The organism is Acinetobacter sp. C15, from assembly GCF_013420645.1.
GTDB classification, from domain to species: Bacteria; Pseudomonadota; Gammaproteobacteria; order Pseudomonadales; family Moraxellaceae; genus Acinetobacter; species Acinetobacter indicus.
Genome location: NZ_VOXR01000006.1, coordinates 48,054 through 64,412 on the forward strand (window position 1 = coordinate 48,054; position 16,359 = coordinate 64,412).

General features: G+C 44.5%; 16 protein-coding genes. 7 read left to right on the forward strand and 9 right to left on the reverse strand.

All coding sequences use genetic code 11. From position 1 onward, the window contains the following. Positions 1 to 119: 119 nt before the first annotated feature. Together dcd and FTT63_RS03965 are read right to left on the reverse strand one after the other, a co-directional pair. The gene (gene dcd / locus FTT63_RS03960) at positions 120 to 689 is read right to left on the reverse strand and encodes a dCTP deaminase (protein ID WP_005179553.1); all 570 of its coding nucleotides are present in this window, start codon (positions 687 to 689) and stop codon (positions 120 to 122) included. Between the two features lie 112 nt (positions 690 to 801). Continuing rightward, the gene (locus FTT63_RS03965) at positions 802 to 1,395 is read right to left on the reverse strand and encodes a LysE family translocator (RefSeq protein WP_127798614.1); all 594 of its coding nucleotides are present in this window, start codon (positions 1,393 to 1,395) and stop codon (positions 802 to 804) included. 407 nt (positions 1,396 to 1,802) lie between these two features. On the opposite strand from FTT63_RS03965, the gene FTT63_RS03970 reads away from it, so the two are divergent. The 3 genes from FTT63_RS03970 to FTT63_RS03980 are packed head-to-tail and all read left to right on the forward strand — an operon-like array spanning position 1,803 to position 5,316. Further along, the gene (locus FTT63_RS03970) at positions 1,803 to 2,804 is read left to right on the forward strand and encodes a TAXI family TRAP transporter solute-binding subunit (RefSeq protein WP_127798616.1); all 1,002 of its coding nucleotides are present in this window, start codon (positions 1,803 to 1,805) and stop codon (positions 2,802 to 2,804) included. Continuing rightward, complete coding sequence (locus tag FTT63_RS03975) at positions 2,804 to 3,301, forward strand: DUF1850 domain-containing protein (RefSeq protein WP_127798619.1); 498 nt, start codon at positions 2,804 to 2,806, stop codon at positions 3,299 to 3,301. The genes FTT63_RS03970 and FTT63_RS03975 overlap by 1 nt, the downstream gene beginning before the upstream one ends. After that, positions 3,298 to 5,316: a TRAP transporter permease gene (locus FTT63_RS03980; protein WP_127801597.1), complete on the forward strand. Its 2,019-nt coding sequence runs from the start codon at positions 3,298 to 3,300 to the stop codon at positions 5,314 to 5,316. The genes FTT63_RS03975 and FTT63_RS03980 overlap by 4 nt, the downstream gene beginning before the upstream one ends. A 53-nt stretch (positions 5,317 to 5,369) precedes the next feature. Here the strand turns inward: FTT63_RS03980 and apbC are convergent, their stop codons facing one another. Continuing rightward, on the reverse strand, positions 5,370 to 6,647 hold the full coding sequence (gene apbC, locus FTT63_RS03985) for an iron-sulfur cluster carrier protein ApbC (protein WP_127801598.1): 1,278 nt from the start codon (positions 6,645 to 6,647) through the stop codon (positions 5,370 to 5,372). A gap of 250 nt (positions 6,648 to 6,897) precedes the next feature. On the opposite strand from apbC, the gene metG reads away from it, so the two are divergent. Further along, the gene (gene metG, locus FTT63_RS03990) at positions 6,898 to 8,955 is read left to right on the forward strand and encodes a methionine--tRNA ligase (RefSeq protein ID WP_180192003.1); all 2,058 of its coding nucleotides are present in this window, start codon (positions 6,898 to 6,900) and stop codon (positions 8,953 to 8,955) included. A 308-nt stretch (positions 8,956 to 9,263) separates the two neighbouring features. On the opposite strand, the gene FTT63_RS15730 is transcribed toward metG, so the two are convergent. Continuing rightward, positions 9,264 to 9,893: a hypothetical protein gene (locus FTT63_RS15730; protein WP_227554648.1), complete on the reverse strand. Its 630-nt coding sequence runs from the start codon at positions 9,891 to 9,893 to the stop codon at positions 9,264 to 9,266. Next, entirely contained in the window at positions 9,875 to 10,300 is a 426-nt protein-coding gene (locus tag FTT63_RS15735; protein WP_227554647.1) for a hypothetical protein, read from the reverse strand. The genes FTT63_RS15730 and FTT63_RS15735 overlap by 19 nt, the downstream gene beginning before the upstream one ends. Positions 10,301 to 10,398: 98 nt before the next feature. Here FTT63_RS15735 and FTT63_RS04000 point away from each other — a divergent pair, with 98 nt between their 5' ends. Then, a complete protein-coding gene (locus FTT63_RS04000) occupies positions 10,399 to 11,370 on the forward strand; it encodes an MBL fold metallo-hydrolase (RefSeq protein ID WP_180192004.1) in 972 nt (323 codons plus the stop codon). Positions 11,371 to 11,820: 450 nt separating this feature from the next. Continuing rightward, positions 11,821 to 13,008 carry an ammonium transporter gene (locus FTT63_RS04005; protein ID WP_127798629.1) on the forward strand — a complete coding sequence of 396 codons (1,188 nt, stop codon included), beginning with the start codon at positions 11,821 to 11,823 and terminating at the stop codon, positions 13,006 to 13,008. Positions 13,009 to 13,081: 73 nt separating this feature from the next. On the opposite strand, the gene FTT63_RS04010 is transcribed toward FTT63_RS04005, so the two are convergent. Beyond that, positions 13,082 to 13,705 (reverse strand): LysE family translocator, encoded by a 624-nt coding sequence (locus tag FTT63_RS04010; RefSeq protein WP_104473084.1) that lies wholly within the window; start codon positions 13,703 to 13,705, stop codon positions 13,082 to 13,084. 235 nt (positions 13,706 to 13,940) lie between these two features. Then, positions 13,941 to 14,147 carry an NF038215 family lipoprotein gene (locus FTT63_RS04015; protein ID WP_127798633.1) on the reverse strand — a complete coding sequence of 69 codons (207 nt, stop codon included), beginning with the start codon at positions 14,145 to 14,147 and terminating at the stop codon, positions 13,941 to 13,943. Between the two features lie 160 nt (positions 14,148 to 14,307). Here FTT63_RS04015 and FTT63_RS04020 point away from each other — a divergent pair, with 160 nt between their 5' ends. Beyond that, positions 14,308 to 15,168 (forward strand): 1-aminocyclopropane-1-carboxylate deaminase/D-cysteine desulfhydrase, encoded by an 861-nt coding sequence (locus FTT63_RS04020; RefSeq protein ID WP_180192005.1) that lies wholly within the window; start codon positions 14,308 to 14,310, stop codon positions 15,166 to 15,168. Positions 15,169 to 15,193: 25 nt separating this feature from the next. Here FTT63_RS04020 and FTT63_RS04025 read toward each other — a convergent pair whose 3' ends face one another. Next, on the reverse strand, positions 15,194 to 15,523 hold the full coding sequence (locus tag FTT63_RS04025) for a hypothetical protein (protein WP_104499095.1): 330 nt from the start codon (positions 15,521 to 15,523) through the stop codon (positions 15,194 to 15,196). 262 nt (positions 15,524 to 15,785) lie between these two features. Then, a complete protein-coding gene (locus FTT63_RS04030; protein ID WP_104484250.1) occupies positions 15,786 to 16,355 on the reverse strand; it encodes a hypothetical protein in 570 nt (189 codons plus the stop codon). Positions 16,356 to 16,359 lie beyond the last annotated feature (4 nt).

Genomic DNA, 16,359 nt, shown 5'->3' on the forward strand with positions numbered 1-16,359 from the left:
CGTAATAATTTATCAATTGCAAAAAATACAGGCCAAAAAGCCCGTATTTCCGATGAATGAATTGGAGAAAAAATAAGCGAGCACAACGGCTCGCTTGTTTTTATTTTAAGTTTCCACTATCAGGCTTTCGGTAAGGTCACCCCAGTTTGGCCCTGATATTTACCGCCACGATCTTTATAGGAGGTTTCACACACTTCGTCTGATTCAAAGAACAGCATCTGTGCAACGCCTTCACCTGCGTAAATACGTGCAGGCAAGTTGGTGGTATTAGAGAATTCCAAGGTCACATGCCCTTCCCACTCTGGTTCGAGCGGCGTGACATTGACAATAATACCGCAGCGCGCATAGGTCGATTTGCCCAGACATACGGTTAAAACATTACGTGGGATACGAAAATATTCAACTGTACGCGCCAAGGCAAACGAGTTTGGTGGAATAATGCAGACATCCGATTCAATATCAATAAAGCTTTTTTCATCAAAGTTTTTTGGATCAACAATGGCAGAATGAACATTGGTGAATACTTTAAATTCACGTGCACAACGGACGTCATAACCATAACTTGAAACGCCATAGGAAATCAGTTTGTTGCCATTTTCATCAAATCGAACCTGATTATGTGCATACGGTTCAATCATGCCGTGTTTTTCGCTCATTTCGCGAATCCAACGATCAGACTTAATTGCCATTTATTTCTATCCAAAAGCGAATGTTTTACTGCGCTGTACTTTAACTGAAATCGGCACCAATGGAAATAAGCAGGCATGACGTCGACTTTTCTGCCTGCTGTAGATGGGTCATTTAAAGCCTTAAAAGCGCCGAATAACTTAACGGAATTGAAAAGCTGAACAGCAGCAAGGATGCTGTTTTTTGCAGATTGGCCGGATTAAGCCAGCGGATTTTATTGCTGGCCAAAAAGGAACCAATCAGGGTCCAGAAAAATGCAATGGGAATAATCAGGATCAGAAACATCAGAATATGTGCCACATAATGTGCGGCGCTGGTCCAGGCGATGGCCGGAAAAATTGCAGAAGCAAACAGCAAGGCCTTCGGATTTAGTAAAGTGGCCACAAACAGTTCACGTGCACGAATGGTCGGCTGCTGAAACTGCTGTTCGACATTGGCAGTACGCCACAACTTGATGGCCAGATAAATGATATAAACCGCACTAAACAGTTTTAGTACAGTAGGCAATAACGGTAACTGGCTCGACACCTGCCCGATTAGTATGCCCCACAGGGTAATGGAAATCAGATAACCAAAGGCTTCAGCGGGAATTAAATGAAAAGATTTACGGATGCCGACCTGAATTCCGGAAGAGGCCAGCAAGGTGTTGGTTGGACCAGGTGTCAACAAGATGGTGATCACCAAACCAATAAAAAACCATGAAATCATAGCCAGCCTCATGCGCGAATGCTGCAAATGTAATGGAGTTGCAAGGCATAGGCAAAAAATAAATTGTAACTGGCCTCATTGTGCAGCAAAACAGATAAATTCCTCAACTAAAAATACAGTCAATTACAATATATTTATCATTAATTATCATAAGCTTAAAAACATATTAAAGAATATATAACAGTCATCAAAACTGGGCCGTTCATCTCTAATGTATCAAGGGTTTTTAGTCCATTTTTACTCTCCCCCAATTGTATAAATGCGTAAAAAAACTGTTCAAGTTCAAATTATTCAGTTAATTTTTAACTCAACAAGCTGCCTTAACCAGAATAACCAGAATCAGCTTTAAGTTTGAAATCTTTCAATATTTCAACAATGGATGACGATAATAATCACAGGAGAAGTCAATGAAAAAATGGACGCAACTGACCTTGCTGACGCTGGCCTTAGCTAGTGTAAGTGCTTGTTCCAATGATCCGGGCCAGAATAACACCCAGGCCGATCCACAAAGCAGTACCGCTGCTGCCGACAAACTGCAAACCCGTTTTGTCAGTATTGCCACGGGTGGTGCCTCCGGTCCCTATAACGTGATCGGGACCAGTCTGGCCGAACTGTATAACAAAACCTACGGCGTTAATTCCAAAACCCAGACCACCGGCGCTTCGGTTGAAAACCTGAATCTGCTAAAACAGAATAAAGTCGAAATGGCTTTTGTGATGAGTGACAGTCTGACCGAAGCCATTCAGGGCACAGGCAGCTTTAAAGATAAAATTGGCAATGTGCAGCAAATTGCGGCTTTATATCCTAACTACGTGCAGATTGTGGCTTCAAAAAAATCCGGGATTCGCTCTATTGAAGATTTAAAAGGCAAACGTATTGCCGTGGGCGCACAAAACTCCGGGGTGGAAGTTAATGCGCGTACCCTGCTGAATGGTTTTGGGATTAGCTATGACGATGTCAAAGTCGATTACTTGGGCTATGCCGAAGCCGCCGATGCCTTAAAAGGTGGCAAACTGGATGCGGCCTTCCTGACCAGTGGTATTCCAAATTCATCATTGATGGAACTACAGCAGAGTTTTGATCTGCAACTGGTGAGTATTAATGCAGACAAAGTCAAACAGATTGCCCAGAACCAGTCTTACTTCCTGCCAATGGCAATTCCAAAAGGCACGTATGGCAATGCAGAAGATGTGCAGACCGCGGCCATTATGAATGCCTTGGTGGTACGTTCCGACCTGTCTGAAGATGATGTGTATAAGCTGACCAAAACCTTCTTTGACAATTTAGGCAATTTGGCCAATGCCCATCAGGCCGCTACCGATATTACTCTGGAAAAAGCCCAGCAAGGTCTGGTTGCACCGCTGCACCCAGGGGCGAAACGTTATTATGATGAGGTGGCAGCACCTTAATGTTCAGCTATAAAAGTGCAGTTTGGGCTGCACTTTTTCTGTTGATGCTGATCATCCTGCTCGGCTTGTGGTTTCCGCAAAGTTATACCCTGGTCAAGATTGAAGAGAGTCACAAAGGTCCTAACACCAGCTGTGTGATTCGCCCGCAACAGTTTCAGTTGCAGTGGCAACATTCGGTAGAAAAAACCCGCTGGCAGGAACATTATCAGCGTGAAGATCAGCATTTTATTTTAACGCATACCGACCTGGTGTCCTTTGGTGCCGGTACACCGGATCATTATCCTGTGCTGCGCCAAGCCAATGGCCAGGTACGTATGCAGGTCAATCATCATTTAAAAGAATTACATTGGACCATTTCACGCCGTATGCAAGGACAGCTCCAGATCAATCAGAAACGCTGGCCCATAGCCGAAGATTTTCCTGATTACACGGTGGTGCATTTTTCGGTACAGCAACGACCGTTCTGGAAATGGTGGGGTCAAGGAGACTGCGTATGACACAACAAGAAAAAGTAACCATTGAACAGCTGGATGAAAAAGAACAGCAGGCCCTGCTGGAAAAATTTGACCGGGAATCGGTCACGCGTCAGCCTCGCAGCAAATCGGTCAGCTGGTTTATTGCCGCGATTGCCATCAGCTATTCGCTGTTTCATCTGTTTATTACCTTTAACCCGCTTCCAGAACTGCTACAACGCTCGGCGCACGTGGCCATTGGTCTGGTACTGGTGTTTTTACTTTATCCGGCACGACAGTCCAGTTCCCGCCAGCATGTGGTCTGGTTCGACTGGATTCTGGCCCTCGCCTCTCTCGCTTCATTTTTATATTTATGGAAAGAATATCAGGCCATTATGACCACCCGCGGCGGGATTCCCAATGTACTGGATATTGTGTTTTCAATTATGACCGTGGTGCTGGTAGTGGAAGCAGCACGACGGGTCATGGGCTGGATGTTGCCCATTCTCGGGCTGATTTTCCTAGCTTATCCTTTTATCAGTCATTTTAACTGGATGCCAGAACGGTTGCTGACCCGGCCTTATACCGTGAGTGATATTTTCGGGCAGATGTATCTGAAAACCGAAGGCCTGTATTCATCGGCGATTGGCGCATCGGTGACTTTCATTTTCCTGTTTATTTTATTTGGCGCCTTTCTGGCTAAATCGGGGATGGGCAAATTATTTAATGATCTGGCCATGGCCCTGGCCGGGCATAAACAGGGTGGCCCGGCCAAGGTGGCGGTTATTTCCAGTGGCTTTATGGGCAGTATTAATGGTACAGCAGTGGCCAATGTGGTCGGTACCGGTTCCTTTACCATCCCGCTAATGAAAAAGATTGGTTATCACAAAAATTTTGCCGGCGCGGTGGAAGCCAGTGCTTCGGTCGGCGGACAGATTTTACCGCCAGTGATGGGCGCCAGTGCCTTTATTATGGCGGAAACTACCGGCGTCAGTTATGGCACCATCGCCCTAGCCGCGACCCTGCCGGCGCTGTTGTATTATTTAGGCGTGATGGCCCAAGTCCATTTTCGTGCCGGGAAAGACAACCTAAAAGGGGTACCCAAAGCAGATTTGCCCCGGGTTAAAGAAGTGCTAAAAGAGCGCGGACATTTGCTGATTCCGATTGTGGCGCTGGTGTTTTTCCTGTTCCAGTCAATTCCGGTCAGTTATGCCGCGGTATATACCATTGTACTTACGGTTATTGTGGCAGCCTTTAGAAAATCCACCCGCATGGGAATTCGGGAAATTCTGGATGCCCTGGCCGATGGTGCCCGGCAGTCCTTATCGGTGATGGCAGCCTGTGCGGTGGTCGGAATTATTATTGGGGTGGTCAGCCTGACCAGTTTTGGTACTGTCATGACCTCATCCATTATGAGTATTGGTGCGGGCAGCCTGTTCCTGACCCTGTTCTTTACCATGCTGGCCTCCATGATTCTGGGCATGGGCCTGCCTTCAATTCCGGCCTATATCATTACCGCGACTATGGCTGCGCCGGCTTTGGCCCATTTTGATATTCCGACCCTGGTGGCGCACATGTTTGTGTTCTATTTTGGTCTGTTTGCCAATATCACCCCGCCGGTGGCGCTAGCCGCCTTTGCCGGTGCCGGGATTGCTGGCGGTGACCCGATGCGGACCGGTTTTCAGGCACTGAAACTGTCACTGGCCGGTTTTATTGTGCCGTTCCTGTTTGTATATAACCCGGCCATGCTGATGATTGATACCACCAATGTGGCCGTTAATGCGCGTGAATTTGCCTTCCCGGCCTGGACCACCATTGTCAGCATTACCGTGACTTCGGTTATTGGGATTCTAGCCTTGGGCGCGGCGGTCGAGGGCTATTTCAAAACCGGTTTAAACTGGTTCTGGCGAATTTTCATGGGGGTGGGTGCCTTAATGATGATTATTCCGGAAACCTATACCGATATTGCCGGTACCATCATGGTGGTGATTGCAGTGGCTGTTAATGTGCTGCAAGCCAGAAAGCAAAAATCGACGCCATCCGGTTTATCATCTGCCTAAAATAAAAGCCCAATCTGAAGATTGGGCTTTTTTCTATTCACTACATTACAGAATTAAAAAATCCGGTTCTGGTCTTTGTCTGCTTTTGGCAGTTTATCCATGATTTTCTGGGCAATTTCCCGATAGCTGTCGGCTGCATCATCTTCGGCAATCACAGACGGTTTACCGGCATCGGCATTTTCACGAATCTGTACATTCAGCGGCAAACGGCCCAGTAATGGAATATCGTATTGCTCGGCCAGTTGATCGCCACCACCGGTCCCAAAAATTTGCTCTTCAAAACCACAGTTAGAACAGATGTGCGTCGACATATTTTCAATCACACCTATCACCGGAATCTGTACACGGTTAAACAGCTCAATGCCTTTGGTCGCATCCATTAAGGCTACGTTTTGCGGTGTAGTGACAATTACGGCACCCGTGACCGGAATACGCTGCGCCAGGGTTAACTGGATATCACCGGTTCCCGGCGGCATATCAATCACCAGTACATCTAAATCTGGCCACAAGGTCTGATTGAATAACTGCATCAGGGCACCCGTAGCTTTTGGTCCACGCCAAGCCACCGGGGTATTATGATCACCAGTTAAATGACCAATCGACAGCACCGCCATCCCATAGGCATCTAGCGGCACAAAATGCTCGGCTTCAATCATCGGGGTTTGGCCGGCATTGCCGAGCATGGTTGGAATACTCGGGCCATAAATATCGGCATCCAATACACCCACTTTCAGACCCAGCTGTTGCATCGCCAAGGCCAGATTAACGGTAGTGGTTGATTTTCCAACCCCGCCTTTACCGGACGACACCAGAATTACGTTTTGAATACGTGGATGTTTTGGCACATCACGCTGCTGCGGTGCAGCTTTTTGAATTGGCGCTTCTTCTTGCTGGGGTTGATAGTTGGCATTGGCTTGCTTGAGCGCATCTGAACTTGCCGAAGCATCGACCACAGGTGGCAGACTGGATTTTGCTGCAGCTTGTGGTTTGCTGGAACAGCTTTCCCCTTCGGCATGGTGATGACCACAGCCACCCTCTTTTTTCGCTCCGGTTTTTTGCTGCACCACATGCAGATTCAGTTCCTTGATGCCGCATTGCTCGAGTGCATCGGCCAGATCATCATGAATCTGCTGCAAATACTGTTTTTCTTCCGGATAGGTATTGATGGTTAATTGCAGGATGCGTCCCTGTACATTGACCTGAGAAATACGCTCTTTGAGTGCGTTTTGGGAAGCAGGAAGTACATAGTTTTGCAGTACCTTCTGGATTTCTTCCTCTTTCACCTCCTGTGCAGGAGCAAAGACCGATTTTAGTGAAGAAAGCCACGACATAAAGTTACTCCAAATCTGGATATACAACCGAATGCCCTAGTTTAACGGGTATTTAAACGAAGGTTAAGCCAGTGCAGCCACAGGAATTATAAATCTTAGTCAAAGACTTGGTTTTTTCTGTTTTTTCGGCACAGAAATGCAGATTTTATCCGGTCCTGAAAAGAATTCACCGATTCCCTTGTGCAAGCCTGCATCATCTAAGGTAAAATCGCGGACATTGCATAATGAACACGAATGAGAGAGTTAATCCGTGCGTAAAATTTTAGTCACCAACGCCCTTCCATACGCCAATGGTCCAATCCATATGGGCCACTTACTCGGTTATATCCAGGCAGATATCTGGGTTCGTGCCATGCGTGCAATGGGCTATGAAGTGACTTATGTCTGTGCGGATGATGCTCACGGTACCGCCATCATGCTACGTGCTGAAGCCAACGGTATTTCACCAGAACAGCAGATTGCCAATGTTCAGGCCGAACATATGCGTGACTTTGCCGGCTTTAAGGTCGATTTTGATCATTATGATTCCACCCATAGCGACACCAACAAGGCACGCGCGCAAGAAATTTATATCAAGAACCGTGATGCCGGCAATATTGCCGTACGTCCTGTGACACAACTGTTCGACCCGGAAAAAGGCATGTTCCTGTCGGACCGTTTCATTAAAGGCACCTGCCCGAAATGTAAAGCCGAAGATCAGTACGGCGACTCATGTGAAGTCTGCGGAACCACGTATAACGCCACTGAACTGTTAAATCCGAAATCGACGTTAAGCGGTGCCACGCCGATTGAAAAATCATCGGATCACTACTTCTTTAAATTGCCAAACTTTGGTGAATACCTGCAAAAATGGACCCGTGATGAAGGCCGTTTGCCGGTATCAATTGCCAACAAGTTAGATGAATGGTTTGACAATGGCCTGAACGATTGGGACATCTCCCGTGATGCACCTTACTTCGGCTTTGAAATTCCGGATGCGCCAAATAAATATTTCTACGTTTGGGTTGATGCACCTATTGGCTATATGTCGAGCTTTGAAAACTACGTCAAAACCAAACGTCCAGACCTGAATTTTGATGATTACTGGAAAAAAGATTCTGACAATGAGGTCTATCACTTTATTGGTAAAGATATTGTCTATTTTCACGCGCTGTTCTGGCCAGCAATGCTGGAAGGTGCCAACTACCGCACCCCAACCGGTTTATTTGTAAACGGTTTCTTGACTGTAAACGGCCAGAAGATGTCGAAATCTCGCGGTACGTTTATTAAAGCGGAAACGTATTTACAGCACTTGAATCCGGAATATCTGCGTTATTACTTCGCATCTAAACTGTCTGATAAAGTTGAAGATTCTGACCTGAATCTGGATGATTTCGTGCAGAAAGTAAACTCTGACCTGGTGGGTAAAGTGGTCAATATTGCCAGTCGTTGTGCCAAATTTATTAACACCAAGTTTGATAACACATTAAGTGCAACCTGTGCCGAGCCTGAACTGGTGCAAAGCTTTATTGACGCTGGTGATTCAATCGCGCAAGCATACGAAGCACGTGAATTCTCAACAGCGATTCGTGAAATCATGGCGCTTGCTGATAAAGCCAATCAATACATTGATGAGAAAAAGCCTTGGGCGCTTGCGAAAATTGAAGGCGAAGAACAGCAAGTGCATGATGTGTGTTCTGTCGGGATCAACCTATTCCGTCAATTGGCGGTTTATCTTTCACCTGTACTTCCAACATTGGCAGAACAAGTTCAAGCGTTCTTACAGTTAGACAGCTTTAACTTTGCATCGCGTCAGCAGATTCTGCTTGCACATGAAATTGCATTGTTCCAACCGCTCATGCAACGTGTTGACCCGAAAGCAGTCGCAGCGATGGTCGATGCCTCTAAAGATTCTTTGGCTGCGCCTGCTGAAGCGCCAAAAGCTGAGAAGAAAAAAGAGAAGAAAGCTGAGAAAAAGCCAGAACCGAAAGTCGGTGAAGCTGAAATCATTAATATTGATGATTTTATGAAAGTTGACCTACGTGTGGCTGAAGTTTTAGAAGCAGCTCACGTTGAGGGTTCTGACAAGCTTCTTCAATTGACGTTAAATGTGGGTGAAGCTGAGCCACGTAACGTATTTAGCGGTATTCGTGAGTTCTATAAGCCTGAAGACTTAAAAGGCAAATTGGTGGTGATGGTGGCAAACCTTGCACCACGTAAAATGCGTTTTGGTATTTCAAACGGTATGGTACTCGCTGCGGGTAATGGCGATGGTGTTTGGGTGATTTCACCTGAATCTGGTGCTAAACCGGGTGATAAAGTGTCTTAATTGTTAGATTAAGATGAAAAAAGCCTCTACGTTGTAGGGGCTTTTTGATGCCTTTAAGTCCCCCTCTCCTTTTTTAAAGGAGAGGGTTAGGGAGAGGATTATTGAATCACAGCCCCTTTTAAAACTGTATTTACACAGAATTATTTACACCCTCCCATTTTAATCTTATAAAATATATTTGCTTTGCGTAGGCATTCCCTTACTTTTGAAAGATCAAAAATAACAAAAATCTTTTGTTCACTTGATGATACGTCCCTGTACCACAAGTGAACGGCGACATCCATGTCGCCCCAAAATCACTGTAACTATTACTTATCTAAAAATTTCGGAATATTCAATATTTCAGTAGGAATCTCTAAATATTCATAGATAGCATCACTCTTATCTGCTAAACGTTCATCATTTGTAATGAAATAGTCGCAATAACTCGCATAAGCTACATGTGAAATATCTGATTGAGAACTGATAAATTTTTTCTCATTTTTTACTTTCTTTTCTGGTCTAAAGCCCATCAAATTTAGATTTGTGTACATTACATGTATTTTTTCAAAGCTATGTTTCACATTTCTAATTTGCAAAAAATCATCTAATTGGATTTCGTCTAATGATGAATTACTTTTCCTAAGAGTCTCCCAAAGTTTTGTCAAAACATCAGGACTTTGAATTTTATTGATTTCGTCAATATTTATCTTTAACTCTTTTCTAAAAGCTAAGTGGGCATCTGTTTCAGTATTAATCTGCTTTAGATGATTAGTATTATTTTTCACATTCTTTTCAAAATCAGACATCTGCTTTCTTAGACTATCTAACTCATTCTCTTTTTCTTGAATAAATAAGTTAAAAAATGGATGATCAATTTTTTCGTTTTTTAAATTATTTATTTGATCTTCAATAAATTTTAATAAAGAGTATTGAGATTCTATTTGTGAATTTTCCATATCCTCATAATCTTTAACACCACCATACATAGCAAAAATAGTTTCTGTAGTGGATTAATAAATTCATCATATTTTAAGCTTTCATTAATATAATTTTCATAAATTACTTTTGCAGACCCTGATAAAAGCTTCATTTTCCCAGTAAATTTAAAATGCTCATCAAATTCAGCTTCAATATAAATGGCATCAAATTGATCTAATAAAACTAAAAATTCGTCAGAATATTTAGTATCTTTTATGCCTGCTCTATAAATTTCCTGAAGTGTGATATTTGAATAAACTACTTGTACACGCTCTAAAAATCCTTGCACGAAGTCTGGCTCGGTTTCAATACAATTCAAAAAACCATCTAAAATATTTTGATCTAAATAAGCTAAGGGTTTTCCTGAATATTCTGGCTCTCTCATACAGTACTCTTATCGAATAATTGTTTATTTTATAACCAAGAAATTTTTTAAACAATGTGCTAAAAATAGAATATGTTCCTGAAACCAATAAGAATCCCATGAAAACTTTAAAACCCCTATTCCTCGCATTCGCTTTAAGCACCACAACTATCACCACAGTCCAAGCCGTTGAACCAACCATCCCCCAACAAAAACAGGTCGCGGGCTATTATCAGCATCAGTTTGGGCCTTATCTGATTACCGCCCTGCTCGATGGCACCAACTATCTCAACCGCTCACAATTTAAAGGTGTGGCAGATCAGGAATTCAGCGAGATTCTGCAAAAATACTATGCCGATCAAGCCAAAGGCATCCAGACCTCCGTCAATGCCTTTCTGGTCAATACCGGCAGTCAGCTTTATCTGGTTGATAGCGGTGCAGCCAGCTGTTTTGGCGATCACTTAGGTTCAATCTATAACAATTTAAAAGCCTCAGGCCATCAGCCTGAACAAGTGAATGGTGTCTTTCTGACACATTTACACCCTGACCATGTCTGTGGCATCTCAAATAATGGTGTAGCCAATTATCCCAATGCAACCTTGCATATTGCCAAAACTGAATATGATTTCTGGCTCAATCCCAATACCGTAAAAAAACTACCGAAAGACAAACAGGCTGGCTTTTTGGGTACGGTGGAAAAAATCAAAGCGGCTTTAGCACCTTATGAAAAAGCCAAAAAGATTAAAGTCTTCTCCGATAAATCTCTGGCCTTTGGTAGTGTCGAGTTTAAACCGTCATTCGGGCATACACCGGGACATTACAGTTTTAAATTAAAGCATGAGCAGCAGGAACTGGTATTTATTGGTGATATTGTGCATTCGCATACCATTCAGTTTGATAAACCTGAAACCGCCATTGAATTCGATATTGACCCGAAAGCAGCAGTCGAAACTCGCTTAAAGCATTTTGCTGAATATGCCAAAGACGGTCAGACTATTGCGGCCGCGCATTTACCGTTCCCGGGCATCGGCCATATTTATTCAAAAGATGGTAAAAGCTATCAATGGATTCCAGTACATTTTACTGATTAATTCAGTTCTCTTGAGCTAAGTCACTTTTATAAACAGAACCCCGCTAATGGGGTTCTTTTGTTTTAAACCCAGTACTCTTTTGCCATTTTTTTTCGTTTTTTCTGTTCCTACACGCAACCACATTAGCCCTCGCAGCAATTTTCGCCTTAATTTTTAAAATTTTCTAAACAGTCCAGCCTGTTTCAAAATGCACCGTAAACATACAAACTGCTGCACACCTTTGTATCAATCAATTTAAATCCTTCAAAAATAGCCAATAATATTGAATTTTACAGCGTTCAAAAAAGACTTGATTTGGTGCAAAAAACCGCACTGTGCTTTATATCGAGTCTTATTCATTTCACGAAATTCTTCATCAAAATTTCCGCAGTCTGCCCCTCTTTTACAATCTATTCGCCTCGATATACTGAGTTTCTTTTCCTGATCCCGTGCACTCAATTGGAACGCACAATGCCAAATATCGACTTATTATTTCTCCTTCTTGGTGCAGTGCTGGTGCTGGCCATGCATGCCGGATTTGCATTTTTAGAGCTCGGCACCGTTCGGCATAAAAATCAGGTCAATGCCTTAAGTAAAATTCTAACTGACTTTGCCATCTCCGCCATCGCTTATTTTTTAGTAGGCTATTATATTGCCTATGGTCAGCATTTTTTCCATGATGCTCATACCTTGGCAGCCGATCATGGCTATAATCTGATGCGCTGTTTCTTCCTGCTCACCTTTGCAGCGGCCATTCCAGCAATCATCTCGGGCGGCATTGCTGAACGTGCCAAAATGCGCTCCCAAGCTTTAGCGACATTATTTCTGGTTGCCCTGATCTATCCTTTTTTCGAAGGCCTGATCTGGAATGGCAACTTTGGTCTGCAACTCTGGCTGGCACACAGCTTTGGTGCCAGTTTCCATGACTTTGCCGGTTCGGTGGTGGTACATGCCATGGGGGGCTGGATTGCACTGGCCGCGGTGATTCTGCTGGGTGCGCGTTATGGTCGCTATAAAAAAGATGGTCGCATCAGTGCCCATCCGCCTTCATCTATTCCTTTTCTGGCTTTGGGTTCCTGGATTTTGATTGTCGGCTGGTTTGGCTTTAATGTCATGAGCGCCCAGCGTCTGGATGCCATTTCCGGACTGGTGGCAATCAATTCTTTAATGGCGATGGTCGGGGGCACAATAGCCGCTAAAATTGCAGGCAAAGATGACCCGGGCTTTTTACATAATGGTCCACTTGCCGGTCTGGTGGCCATCTGCGCCGGCTCCGATGTGGTACATCCACTCGGTGCCTTTGTGATTGGCGGCATCGCCGGGATTATGTTTGTCAAACTCTTCACCTATACCCAGAATAAACTCAAGATTGATGATGTGCTTGGTGTCTGGCCATTGCATGGCGTATGTGGTGCTTTTGGTGGGCTGGCAGTTGGCATCTTTGGGCAGCAATGGCTCGGTGGTATGGGGGGCGTATCCCTGATCTCCCAGCTGTTCGGCACAGCGCTGGCAATTCTGATTGCGCTGGCCGGGGGGTTCCTGGTTTACGGCGTACTGAAACTGCTGATGGGCATCCGTTTAAGTCAGGAAGAAGAATTTAATGGCGCAGATTTATCTATCCACCGGATTTCCGCCAATTCTGAAGAAAATATGTTCTAAGATAAAAAAGCCTCCGACAAAACGGAGGCTTTTTTGAGATATGTTGATCAACGATCAACACAATTTAAGCCATCTATTTCATACCAAAAATCAGCTTTAGACCCAGCACCGTCATCACCACACCGGCCGCACGATCAAACACTTTTTTAAACTTTAAATAGACTGCGCGCGGTTTTTCCGCCGATAGTGCCACCGCCAGCAAGGAACACCAGCCGGCATCAATAAAGAAACACAGAATAGGCAGGACAAAATAAAAATACAGCGGAATCTCTTTGGGTAATAGCGCGGTAAAAATACTGGCCAGCACAATGGCAATTTTAGGATTCGACAATTGGGTAATCAGACCGGTCATAAAAGCACGGCGTAAGGACATTTGCGTGCCGGCAGCATGATCGGCCTGAATCGGGTCTTTGGCATGTTTAATAATTTTAAATGCCAGCCACAGCAGGTATAAACCGCCACAAATTTTTAAGGCCAGATAAGCCGATGGCACAGCCAGTAAAAAGGCCTGTAAGCCCAGCACCGCAAGCAAACCAAAGATGGCTGCGCCCAAACCGGTGCCCAGCGCGGTAAACAGACCATGCTGACGTGAAATCGCAATCGAGTTTTTCGCCACATAAATTGATGTTGGCCCCGGACTCATGGCCCCCAACATCAATGCCAGCGCAATTGATCCCAAAATAAAAACGGATTCCACAGTCCTATCCAATACAATGATCTGCCGGCATTTTACAAGCAAGTGCTTTGAATATCTTCCTATTTTTTACCAGTTGTTTTGATTTTCACGATATTTTTCACTATAGATCTTTATACTGACCTTATAAAATTCACTCTGTATTTTAATCAATCCGCTGAAATCTACGGGCCATAAAAAAAGTGCTCAAGTGCCATTAGGCCTGAGCGCTTTTCAATATGATCAATTAAATACAATATTAATAAATCTGTGATGAATCAGCCTGTTCTGGCCTCACACTCGATTTTTGCTTGGGCAGCAGATAATCCTGATCATGCACCGGCACACCGCCAATAATCATGCTGCGTGTTTCTTCCGTTTTGGGCTGGTTTAAATCTTTGGTCGGGTCACAAGCCGCCAGTAAAGCGCCCTGGATTAAAATAAGCAGGAAGATGATTCTTTTCATCATTATTCTCCCTTTCTGCAAAGTCTATCCGTTTATTTTTTGCACAGTTACTATTTTTATGCAAGCCTGATCCGGCTTTTATCGTGAAAGATTATTTAGCCATCATTGATGGCCGTGCCCCGTTTTCAGTTAGAATTGTCAAAAACGTTCCGTTCTGTCTATGTTTGATTCTATTGCCCAGCAAGTGCCTTATCAGCACATTGAATATCGCCACCAGCGCATCAGCATCAAGCGGCTGGATCTGATTCATCCGCAGATTTCGGGCAACAAGTTTTTTAAACTGAAATACAACCTGCTGGCCGCCCGGCAACAGGGGTTTGAAAAAGTGCTGACCTTTGGTGGGGCCTATTCCAATCATATTGCTGCAACCGCTTTTGCCGCGCATAAGTTTGGTTTTCAGAGCTTAGGCATGATTCGCGGTGAAGAACTGGCGCAGCGTCCTTTCAACCCGACCCTGGCCACGGCACAGCAATTTGGCATGCAGCTGGAATTTATCTCCCGCAATGCCTATCGCCAGAAAGATCAGCCCGATTTTTTGCAGCACCTGCAACAGCAATATCCCGATTTTTATCTGATTCCGGAAGGTGGCACCAATGCGCTGGCGGTTCAAGGCTGTCGGGAAATTCTGACAGCGGAAGATGCGCAATTCGACCTGATCTGCTGTGCCGCCGGTACGGGTGGTACACTTGCCGGATTGATTGAGACCAGCCAGCAACATCAGCAACTGCTGGGGTTTTCGGCCTTAAAAGGTGATTTTTTAACTCAGGAGGTCGCGCAGCTCACGACCAAACGCAACTGGCGTATTCTGGATGATTATTGCTGTGGCGGTTATGCCAAAACCACACCCGAATTAATCCAGTTTATTCAGTCGTTTGAGCAGCGTTATAATATTCCGCTGGAGCAGGTTTATACCGGCAAAATGCTGCGCGGCATCTTTGATCTGATTGATCAAGATAAAATTGGGCCAGACCAGAAAATTTTACTGATCCATACTGGCGGGCTACAGGGACGCGCGTTTTAAAGCATTAGCTTCAAGTGCAGTCTATTTATGATACCGGCTGGTTATTGTTTAGCGCCATCAGGCCTTTCACCAAACGGTAGATATGCCAGATAAAGGCCAGCAACAGCACAATAAAACCAATCAGAATGGTGGTCAGAACCGCACCGACCAGATAGGCAATCAGCGTCACCCAAAAGGTTTTGATTTGCCAGTTCACATGACTTTCCAGCCAGGTGCCACGCATTTCCGCGCGTTTTAAATAATTCATGATAATGGCAATAATTGGTGTAACACCGACAAAAAAGCCGACGATATACAGAATATAGGTGATCAGGTTGTATTGTTTGAGTTGATCCAGCCCCGCGGTTTGATTCATTGATTTTTTCCTTTTTTATAAAGTCCGATACCAGATATAGATGTCTAGCCGACATTTCTATTTATTGTTAAGCCAATCAAAGTGTAACTGCGTCAAGTTGAGGCTCGACATCTTCATATAAACAGATCATAAAAAAGTCTGATGAAAGTTTTGTTGATGATCTGTATGTGCTGTGAAATTCAAAGTTCATCTGTTGTGACGTCCTCAATCGGGCTTTCATCCAGCGGATACAGTTTCAACTGGATGGAAGGAAAATCAAAACTTAAGGCTGATTGGTCTCTGGCAATGGATTGGCGGCAAAATAGCGCTCCAGATGATTCACATGTGAATCCGGACGTGGCCGGCGCATATTTTCTGCGACCCCGTTATAGAGCTCAGCCCGTGGCGTTAAGTGGAATTTATTCAGCTCTGGGTCCATATACGGCAAGCGCTGTTTACGCTGTAAATATTGATGCAATTGCTGATTAATTTCCTGTAAACCATAGCCACCTTTGGCCCAGGCGCTGTCGTGGCTGCCCCAGTGATGGCCGAACTCATGGCCCACAATACCAATACTGGTATTGAAATAATGCGCATAGAACAGCCAGGTATCGACTCCCAGCACATTTCGTCCGCCTAAACCGCCGCCCACGGTGGTCACCCCGAGCGTCACTTTGCCACGGTTCATAATCTCATCATAATATTTTTGATACTCCGCTGCGGTAAAGTAACCGCCATCTCCGACCACTTGGCCCTTGTTGCCAAAGAAGTCATGCCCCATGACTGCTTTATGGTTAAACCAGATGTGTTTAAACTCAGGGCTATTCACCAGATAGGCAAAATTGGTAATCATAATC